This window comes from Pseudomonas citronellolis, assembly GCF_900112375.1.
Classification (GTDB): domain Bacteria; phylum Pseudomonadota; class Gammaproteobacteria; order Pseudomonadales; family Pseudomonadaceae; genus Pseudomonas; species Pseudomonas citronellolis.
In genome coordinates this window covers 112,502-121,816 of sequence record NZ_FOLS01000027.1, presented here as the reverse complement: position 1 = coordinate 121,816, position 9,315 = coordinate 112,502, and the positions used below count along the sequence as shown (strand labels likewise).

5 protein-coding genes are annotated in these 9,315 nt (G+C 63.0%); 2 read left to right on the top strand and 3 right to left on the bottom strand.

All coding sequences use genetic code 11. The features are described 5' to 3' along the window. The first annotated feature begins 9 nt into the window (after positions 1-9). Both BM060_RS33610 and BM060_RS32590 read left to right on the top strand, forming a co-directional pair. Positions 10-279 carry an RHS repeat-associated core domain-containing protein gene (locus BM060_RS33610; protein ID WP_159458820.1) on the top strand — a complete coding sequence of 90 codons (270 nt, stop codon included), beginning with the start codon at positions 10-12 and terminating at the stop codon, positions 277-279. Between the two features lie 487 nt (positions 280-766). Further along, positions 767-1,120, top strand: coding sequence for a hypothetical protein (locus tag BM060_RS32590; protein WP_135499811.1), 354 nt, complete (start codon positions 767-769; stop codon positions 1,118-1,120). An 829-nt stretch (positions 1,121-1,949) separates the two neighbouring features. On the opposite strand, the gene BM060_RS23470 is transcribed toward BM060_RS32590, so the two are convergent. From BM060_RS23470 to aceE, 3 genes are all read right to left on the bottom strand, one after another. Beyond that, complete coding sequence (locus BM060_RS23470) at positions 1,950-4,646, bottom strand: putative bifunctional diguanylate cyclase/phosphodiesterase (RefSeq protein WP_074983472.1); 2,697 nt, start codon at positions 4,644-4,646, stop codon at positions 1,950-1,952. A 300-nt stretch (positions 4,647-4,946) separates the two neighbouring features. Beyond that, positions 4,947-6,587 (bottom strand): dihydrolipoyllysine-residue acetyltransferase, encoded by a 1,641-nt coding sequence (aceF, locus tag BM060_RS23465; RefSeq protein WP_074983470.1) that lies wholly within the window; start codon positions 6,585-6,587, stop codon positions 4,947-4,949. 11 nt (positions 6,588-6,598) lie between these two features. Next, positions 6,599-9,247, bottom strand: coding sequence for a pyruvate dehydrogenase (acetyl-transferring), homodimeric type (gene aceE, locus BM060_RS23460; protein WP_074983468.1), 2,649 nt, complete (start codon positions 9,245-9,247; stop codon positions 6,599-6,601). Positions 9,248-9,315: the final 68 nt, after the last annotated feature.

Here is a 9,315-nt window from a genome sequence, read left to right as displayed (position 1 = left end):
GAGTACTACGTGAAGGACTCCTTGGGCAGTGTGATCGGCCGTAGCACGGGTAGCGGACCCCTGCAGCGCCTCCACTACACACCCTACGGAGGCAACCGGAGCACCCCGGACGATCCTCAGCCGAGTCCGGCCAACAGCAATGGCACCTTGGCGAGAGGTTTCGCGCAATTGCACTGGCATCAGGCCAGTGGCCTGTACCTGGCCCTCTACCGGGCCTATGACCCGGAATCTGGACGATGGCTGAGCCGTGATCCGATTGGGGAACGAGGGGGGGATTAATCTTTATACCTATGTGGGTGGGAACCCAGTCACGTTTATCGATCCTAGTGGACTAGCTGCTCAGGCCTGCTTGGTCCCACCAATCGGAGCTGCATGTGTAAGTGCGCTATCCGGCTTGGTCAATCTAGCCGGCATAGGGGCTGGTTATATAGGCTTAAGCAGCATTGCTGATGATAATGAAGCAGTGCATCCAGAACAGTGCCCAGAGGTTCCTAATGATTTGGTAGGAGACAATCCTAAGGACTCTAGTGGCAAGAGAAAAAATAGTGACGGACTATCAGCTACCGCAGGTGGGACGGGGGACCCTCTGAAGGACTTCGATAAACTAACTGGCGGAACCGGTAAGCTTGATTCAAAGACAGGGTTTATCCAGGGGGATAATGGAATACAATATCGCCCAGGTAACGCGCGTAGAGGTCCAAGAATTGATATTCCAGCAAATGGTGCAAAGCCACCGGAGACTCTTCATTACTAAAGGGACGGTTGAATGGATAGGTCAGATGTAATAGAGCTTCTTAAAGAGTCGTTTGCACATCCGACATCGACTCCAAATATTGGGGAGGGGGGTAGGGATGAGTATATAAGTAAAAATCAGGAGTATTTAATTGAGCATGCTATTGAGCCGGTTGCTGTTGAAGTTTATACAACCGAGTGGACTAGAGAGTTTACGGAGTTTACTGCTGATTCTTATGAAATGCTGTGCATTGCAAAAAGCGAGAATGACGAGTTGCTTTATGATGAGAAAAATAAGACTTTTTCTTTGGCCATAAGAAATGATAAGGGGACGCTGTATCTGGTTGGATATGCCTCGTCGGATGCATTGGCTGAGTGGCTTGGGTGATTTCTATACGGACACTCAATACGAGCAGTCTAGCTACAGTCTACTTTCGCTGATGCCGAGTACGCCGGTAAATGAAAGTTCGGTCGTAAGAATTTTTCCCTGATTGAGATGGGTAGGTATAGTCACGGAAGGGTTTGGCTGCCTTGGTCGAGCTGAATTGCCCAAGGGGAAGGTGGAATATCTTGGTTGGGAAGCTTGTTGCGCCAAGTGAGAAGGTAACCATGAGAGAGTTTCTTTTCAATGGACTGATTTACTTGCTGGGATTTGTAGGCTTGGCTGCTGTCGGGTTGATCCCTTGTAGAGTATGGCAAGTGTTGAGGGACACGCTAAAAGGTGGGAGGCAGATACGGAATATAGTATTGGCGTTTCTCGCTATATTTTTCGCAGTAGTAGCCCTGTGGAGCGATGTTTACATTGCGGGGCGAGTTCTCAAGTGCCTTACCAGAACGTACTGTGGGCCGAGCATATCTAGTGGTTGGGTATATCTAGCAATGTTAGGTGTTGTATACATAATTTTTGAAATTATATGCTTTGCGATCCGGAAAGCTTGTCGAGCCAAGGAGGTTGGCCCTGTTATATAGATTGCGTAGTGTGTTTTTTGAGGCAGTAATTTGTTTGCTCAAAGTTGCACTCTAGTTAATATTCATATTTTCCTGGCGCTGCCATGGCGGGTGATAGTCATCTTGCTGACTTGGGCAAGGTCGATTGAGAAGTGTTAGTGGTTCTTGGGGTGTTTTGGCTGTGACTACTTGGCAGAGGCGAAGGGACCTACCGAGATAGGGCGCTGCTCGAGTCTCTGCGTAAAACAGCTATGACCAGGTGAGGCATCTCAGTCGGGCGTGTGCGAGCGGCAGGGGTAGCGCTGCAGGCTGCTGGCGAGCTGGGCGCCGGGGATCGGCTTGTCGAACAGGTAGCCCTGGCCGATGTCGCAGCGGTTGCGCCGCAGGAAGGCCAGCTGGGCGGCGGTCTCGACGCCTTCGGCGACCACCTGCAGCTTGAGGTTGTGGGCCATGGCGATCACCGCCGAGGTGATTTCCATGTCGTCCTGGTTGTCCGGGATGTCCTTGATGAAGCTGCGGTCGATCTTGATGACGTCGATGGGGAATTTCTTCAGGTAGCTCAGCGACGAGTAGCCGGTGCCGAAGTCGTCCATGGCCAGGGTCAGGCCCAGTTGCTTGAGGCGTTCGAGCTGCTGCTTGGTGTCGGCGGTGGCGTCCAGCAGCAGGCTTTCGGTCAGTTCCAGCTCCAGGCGCCCGGCCGGCACCTGTTCCTCGTGGAGGATGGCGGCGATGGAGCCGACCAGGTCGGGGTCGCTGAACTGCTTGGGCGACAGGTTGATGGCGATGTTCAGGTCGCCCAGGCCGTTTTCCGTCAGCTCGCGGCCCATGCGGCAGGCCTCGCGGATCACCCACTTGCCGATGGGGATGATCAGCCCGGTTTCCTCGGCCACGCTGATGAACTGGTCCGGGCGGATCATGCCCTTCTCCGGGTGCTGCCAGCGCAGCAGCGCCTCCAGGCCGAGCAGCTGGCCGCTGCGCAGGCACAGCTTGGGCTGGTAGTGCACTGCCAGTTCGTTCTGCACCAGGGCGCGGCGCAGGTTGTTCTCGACGAACAGCTTGTGGCTGGCCTCGGCGGTCATTTCCTCGGTGAAGGTCTGCAGCTGGTGCTTGCCGTTGGCCTTGGCCTTGTGCAGGGCGAGGCCGGCGTTCTTCATCAGCGTCTGCGGGTCATGGCCGTGCTGCGGCGCGTAGGCCAGGCCGATGGAGCCGGTGATGTTGATCAGCTGGTTGTCGACGAACAGCGGCTTGTCGAGCACGTCGAGAATCTGTGCCGCCACCCGCTCGCCGCGGCCGGGGCTGGATTCCTCCAGCAGCACGGCGAATTCGTTGCTGGCGAAGCGCGCCAGGGTGGTGCCGTCCACCAGGCTGCTGCGCAGGCGCCGGGCGAGGCTGGCGAGGAGCTTGTCGCCGGTCTGGTGGCCGAGGCTGTCGTTGATCCGCTTGAAGTTGTCGATGTCCACCAGCAGCAGGCCCAGGGGCGGGCCGGAGCCGGCGCGCAGGCGCTCTTCCAGCACGTTGATGAAGTAGTGCCGGTTGGCCAGGCCCGTGAGGTTGTCGCGGTAGGCGAGCTTCTCGATGTGCTGCTGGGCCAGCTTGCTCTGGGTGATGTCTTCGTAGATGCCGATGTAGTGGGTCAGCTCGCCGTCGTCGGCGTAGACCTTGGACAGCGACAGCTGCCCCCAGTAGGGCTCGAGGTTCTTGCGTCGGCTGCGGAACTCGCCCTGCCAGCTGTTCTGGTTGACCAGGGTGGAACGCGCGTCGAACAGCAGCTCGCTGAGGTTGGCCAGGGCCGGCACCTCGGCCAGGCGGCGGCCGCGCACTTCGTCGGCGCCGTACTGGGTGATGGCGGTGAAGCTGGGGTTGACGTATTCGATGACGCCGTCGCGGTCGATCAGTAGGAAGGCGCTGGCGCTCTGCTCGACGGCGCGCTGGAACAGGTGCAGGGCGCTGGAGGCGCTGCGCCGCTCGTGGTTCATCAGGACCTGGGCGTACTGGTCGGCCAGCTCGCCGGCGAAGGCGATCTCGTCGCTCTGCCACAGGCGCACCTCGCCGATGTGCTCCAGGCAGAGCACGCCGACCACCTCGCCGCCGACGCGGATGGTGGCGTCGAGCATGGCGCTGATGCCCTGCGGGCGCAGGTAGGCCTCGGCCAGCTCGCGGGTGCGCGGGTCCTGCAGGACGTTGTGGGCGTCGATGGCGCGGCCGCTGTTGATGGCGTCCAGGTAGTTGGGGTAGCGGCTGGCGTCGAAGCCGCGCGGCAGTTCGAACTGGTCGATGTCGCGGCGGTAGACGGCGATCGGCTCCATGTGGTCGTCGGCGGTCAGCCGCCAGATGCCGGCGCGGGCCACGTCGTAGGCCTCGCTGGCGGCCTGGGCGATCAGCTGCGCGGCCTCCAGCAGCGGGTCGCTGGACTGGTAGCGGTGCCGCGCCAGGCGCACGATCAGGTTCTGCTGGGCGCGCGAGCGCACCAGGTGCTGCAGGTGTTCGTCCTGGGAGCGCTGGTACATCTCCAGGGACATCTGCAGGCGCAGGTTCTGTTCCGCCAGCTCGCCCTGGGTTTCCTGGCGGGCGCCTTCCTCGTCCTGCAGCAGGTAGCCGTGGAGCAGCTGGCGGCCGCGCTGCTGGAAGGCCTCGCCGACTTCCAGCAGGTTCAGCACGCCGCGGGGCGTGTGCAGGGCGTAGCGCACCTGGTAGTGGGCGTGCTCCACCAGTTGCTGCTGGATCTGTTCGTGCAGGCGGTGCCGCGCCTCGGGTTCCATCAGGCTGGCGTAGGGGGCGTCGAGCAGGCCGCAGAGTTCGGCGGCGGGCACGCCAAAGGCGCGCTCGCAGGCCGGGTCGAGGAACAGCAGGGTCCAGCTCGGTTCATTCAACCGCTCGAAGCGCAGCAGCCCCAGCCGCGAAGGGACGGGGAGCTGGGTGACAGCCTCGACCGCCGGGCGATTGGCGGTATCGGGATGACTCTTCATGCTCGGCGGTTTTCCACTACTGGGCGAGGTACTTTGCCTCGGCCGACTTCTGTTGGGCGAAGGCAAGGGTGCATGATGCGGTTTTGTCTGACAAGCAATGCCTGTATCGGCGGGACCGGGAGGATTTTGAGCGGCATGCGGGGTGCCGTTGATCGGAGAATGCCATGGGTAATGGCTGTTTGCCATTATGGCGGCCGGCGCGAATAAAAAAAGCCCCGTCATCCGACAGGGCTGGAGAGAACGAGCGTGGCGTGCTCGTTGGTAGAAAGCGATCGGCCCCCTGAAAGGGGGCCGATGCGGTTACAGCAGCAGGGTGCGGATGTCGCCGAGCAGCTCGCCCAGGCGCTTGGTGAAGCGCGCGGCGGCGGCGCCGTTGATCACCCGGTGATCGTAGGACAGCGACAGCGGCAGCATCAGGCGCGGCTGGAAGGCCTTGCCGTCCCAGACCGGCTGCATGGTCGCCTTGCTCACACCCAGGATCGCCACTTCCGGCGCATTGACGATCGGCGTGAAGCCGGTGCCGCCGATGTGGCCGAGGCTGGAGATGGTGAAGCAGGCGCCCTGCATGGCGTCGGCCGAGAGCTTCTTGGTGCGCGCCTTTTCCGCCAGTTCGGCGGCTTCGGCGGCCAGCTGCAGCAGGCTTTTCTGGTCGACGTCGCGGATCACCGGCACCAGCAAGCCGTCCGGGGTGTCCACGGCGAAGCCGATGTGCACGTACTTCTTGCGGATCAGCGCCTTGCCGCTGGGGGCCAGGGAGCTGTTGAAGTCCGGCAGTTCCTTGAGCAGGTGGGCGCAGGCCTTGAGCAGGATCGGCAGCACGGTCAGCTTGACGCCGGCCTTCTCGGCGGCGGCCTTCTGCGCGACGCGGAAGGCTTCCATGTCGGTGATGTCCGACTGGTCGAACTGGGTCACGTGGGGCACGTTCAGCCAGCTGCGGTGCAGGTTGGCGGCGCCGACCTGCATCAGGCGGGTCATGGCCACTTCTTCCACTTCGCCGAACTTGCTGAAGTCGACTTCCGGGATCGGCGGGATGCCCGCGCCACCGCTGGCGCCGCCGGCCGGGGCCGACTTGGCGCGCTGCAGCTGTTCCTTGACGAACAGTTGCACGTCTTCCTTGAGGATGCGGCCTTTCGGACCGGTGGCCTTCACTTCGGCCAGCTCGACGCCGAACTCGCGGGCCAGCATGCGCACGGCCGGGCCGGCATGCACCTTGGCGCCGTCGCGGCTGGGCGCGCCGACCGGGGCCGGGGTTTCGGCCTTGGCGGCCGGAGCCGGAGCAGTGGCAGCCGGAGCGGCCGGAGCAGCAGCCGGAGCCGGCGCGGCGGCCGGTTGTTCGGCGGCGGCCGGGGCAGCGGCGCCCGCGACCTTGAGCTTGAGGATCAGGTCGCCGGTGCCGACTTCGTCACCGACCTTGATCGACACGCTTTCCACCACGCCGGCGGCCGGCGAGGGGATTTCCATGCTGGCCTTGTCCGATTCCAGGGTGATCAGCGACTGGTCGGCCTCGACCGTGTCGCCGGCTTTCACCATGACCTCGATGACGTTGGCCTTGCCCGCCGAGCCGATGTCCGGGACGGCGATGTCCTGGACGCTGGCCGCTGCCGCCGGGGCGGCGGCAGGCGCGGCTGCGGCGGCCGGGGCAGGAGCCTCGGCCTTGGGCGCTTCGGCGGCAGGGGTAGGCGCTGCGGCCGGAATCTCGGCTGCGCCACCCTCGACTTCCAGCTCGAGAATCTCGTCGCCTTCCTTCAGGGTGTCGCCCACCTTGACCTTCAGGCTCTTCACCACGCCAGCCTTGGGCGAGGGGATTTCCATGCTGGCCTTGTCGGATTCCAGGGTCAGCAGGCTCTGGTCGGCCTCGACCTTGTCGCCGACCTTGACCAGCAGTTCGATGACTTCACCCTGACCGTTGCCGATGTCGGGTACGCGGATCAGCTCGCTCACAATGCGTCTCCTCAGCAGTCCAGCGGGTTGCGTTTTTCCGGGTCGATACCGAGCTTGGCGATGGCCTCGGCCACCACCTTGGCGTCGATGTCGCCACGGTCGGCCAGGGCTTCCAGCGCGGCCAGAACGACCCAGCGACGGTCCACTTCGAAGAAGTCACGCAGCTTGCGACGGCTGTCGCTGCGGCCGAAACCGTCGGTGCCCAGGACCTTGTACTCCTTGCTCGGGACCCACTGGCGGATCTGCTCGGCGTACAGCTTCATGTAGTCGGTGGAGGCGATGACCGGGCCCTTGCGGCCGCCCAGGCATTCCTCGACGTAGCTCAGCTTGGGCTTCTGGCCCGGGTGCAGGCGGTTCCAGCGCTCGGTGGCCAGGCCGTCGCGGCGCAGTTCGTTGAAGCTGGGGACCGACCAGACGTCGGCGCCGATGCCGAAGTCCTCGCGGAGGATCTTCGCCGCGGCTTCCACTTCGCGCAGGATGGTGCCCGAGCCCAGCAGTTGCACGTGGTGAGCGGCGTCCTTCTTGTCCTCGTCGAGCAGGTACATGCCCTTGATGATGCCTTCCTCCACGCCCTTGGGCATGGCCGGCTGGACGTAGTTCTCGTTCATCACGGTGATGTAATAGAAGATGTCCTGCTGCTCTTCGATCATCTGCCGCGAGCCTTCGCGGATGATCACCGCCAGCTCGTAGGCGTAGGTCGGGTCGTAGGTGCGGCAGTTCGGGATGGTCGCGGCCAGGATGTGGCTGTGGCCGTCCTCGTGCTGCAGGCCTTCGCCGTTCAAGGTGGTGCGCCCGGCGGTGCCGCCGACCAGGAAGCCGTGGGCGCGGCTGTCGCCGGCGGCCCAGGCCAGGTCGCCGATGCGCTGGAAGCCGAACATCGAGTAGAAGATGTAGAACGGCAGCATCGGCTGGTTGTGGGTGGAGTACGAGGTGCCGGCGGCGATCCAGCTGGACATGGCGCCGGCCTCGTTGATGCCTTCCTCGAGGATCTGGCCCTTCTTGTCCTCGCGGTAGAACATCACCTGGTCCTTATCCACCGGCTCGTACAGCTGGCCGACGGAGGAGTAGATGCCGAGCTGGCGGAACATGCCTTCCATGCCGAAGGTACGCGCCTCGTCAGGCACGATCGGCACGATGCGCGGGCCGAGTTCCTTGTCCTTGACCAGCTGCGAGATGATCCGCACGAAGGCCATGGTGGTGGAGATTTCGCGGTCGCCCGAGCCATCGAGGATGGCCTTGAGGGTGTCCAGCGGGGGAACCGGGACCTGGAAGCTCTTCTCGCGGCGCACCGGCATCACGCCACCCAGGGCGGCGCGGCGCTCGGCCAGGTACTTGGCCTCGGCGCTGCCTTCTTCCGGGCGGTAGAACGGCAGGTTTTCCAGGTCGGCATCCTTGATCGGGATGTCGAACTTGTCGCGGAACGACTTCAGGCTCTCGACGTCGACCTTCTTGACGTTGTGCGCGATGTTCTTCGCTTCGCCCGAGCCCGTGCCATAGCCCTTGATGGTCTTGGCCAGGATGACGGTCGGCTGGCCCTTGTGGTTGACCGCCTGGTGGTAGGCCGCATAGACCTTGTAGGGGTCGTGGCCGCCACGGTTGAGCTTCCAGACTTCCTCGTCGGAGAGGTCCTTGACCATCTCCAGCAGTTCCGGGCGGGCACCGAAGAAGTGCTCGCGCACGTAGGCGCCGTCCTTGGCCTTGTAGTTCTGGTATTCGCCGTCGATGACTTCATCCATGCGCGCTTGCAGCAGGCCGGCGGTGTCCTTGGCGAACAGCGGGTCCCAGAAGCGGCCCCAGATGACCTTGTTGACGTTCCACTCGGCGCCGCGGAATACGCCTTCGAGTTCCTGGATGATCTTGCCGTTGCCGCGAACTGGGCCGTCGAGGCGCTGCAGGTTGCAGTTGATGACGAAGATCAGGTTGTCCAGCTTCTCGCGGCCGGCCAGGGAGATGGCGCCCAGGGATTCGGGCTCGTCGCACTCGCCGTCGCCCATGAAGCACCAGACCTTCTGCTTGCCGGCGGGGATGAAGCCGCGGCTTTCCAGGTACTTCATGAAGCGCGCCTGGTAGATCGCCTGGATCGGACCCAGGCCCATGGACACGGTGGGGAACTGCCAGAAGTCCGGCATCAGCCACGGGTGCGGGTAGGAGGACAGGCCGTTGCCGTCCACTTCCTGGCGGAAGTTGTTCAGTTGGTCTTCGCTGATGCGCCCTTCGAGGAAGGCGCGGGCGTACACGCCGGGGGAGGCGTGGCCCTGGAAGAACACCAGGTCGCCGCCGTGTTCGTCGGTCGGGGCCTGGAAGAAGTAGTTGAAGCCGATGTCGTAGAGCGTTGCCGAGGAAGCGAAGGAGGAAATGTGGCCGCCCAGATCCGGGTCGTGCTTGTTCGCCTTCATCACCATGGCCAGCGCATTCCAGCGCACCAGCGAGCGAATGCGGCGTTCCATGAACAGGTCGCCGGGCATGCGTGCTTCGTGGGTCACCGGGATGGTGTTGCGGTACGGGGTGGTGATGGCGTAGGGCAGTTGGGTGCCGGACCGGCTGGCCAGCTCGCCCATGCGGGTCATCAGGTAGTGGGCGCGGTCTTCACCTTCACGGTCCAGGACCGATTCCAGGGCGTCCAGCCATTCCTGGGTTTCGACGGGATCGAGGTCTTGCATGGCTTGCTCCAGGGCGGAAAGGCTTCCAGAATCGAAAGCCAGTAGATCGTTGCCGATAGCAGCGCCGG

Coding starts and splice junctions, on each gene's coding strand:
- BM060_RS32590 (WP_135499811.1), top strand. CDS start 767: ATGGATAGGTCAGATGTAATAGAGCTTCTTAAAGAGTCGTTTGCACAT.
- BM060_RS23470 (WP_074983472.1), bottom strand. CDS start 4,646: ATGAAGAGTCATCCCGATACCGCCAATCGCCCGGCGGTCGAGGCTGTC.
- aceE (WP_074983468.1), bottom strand. CDS start 9,247: ATGCAAGACCTCGATCCCGTCGAAACCCAGGAATGGCTGGACGCCCTG.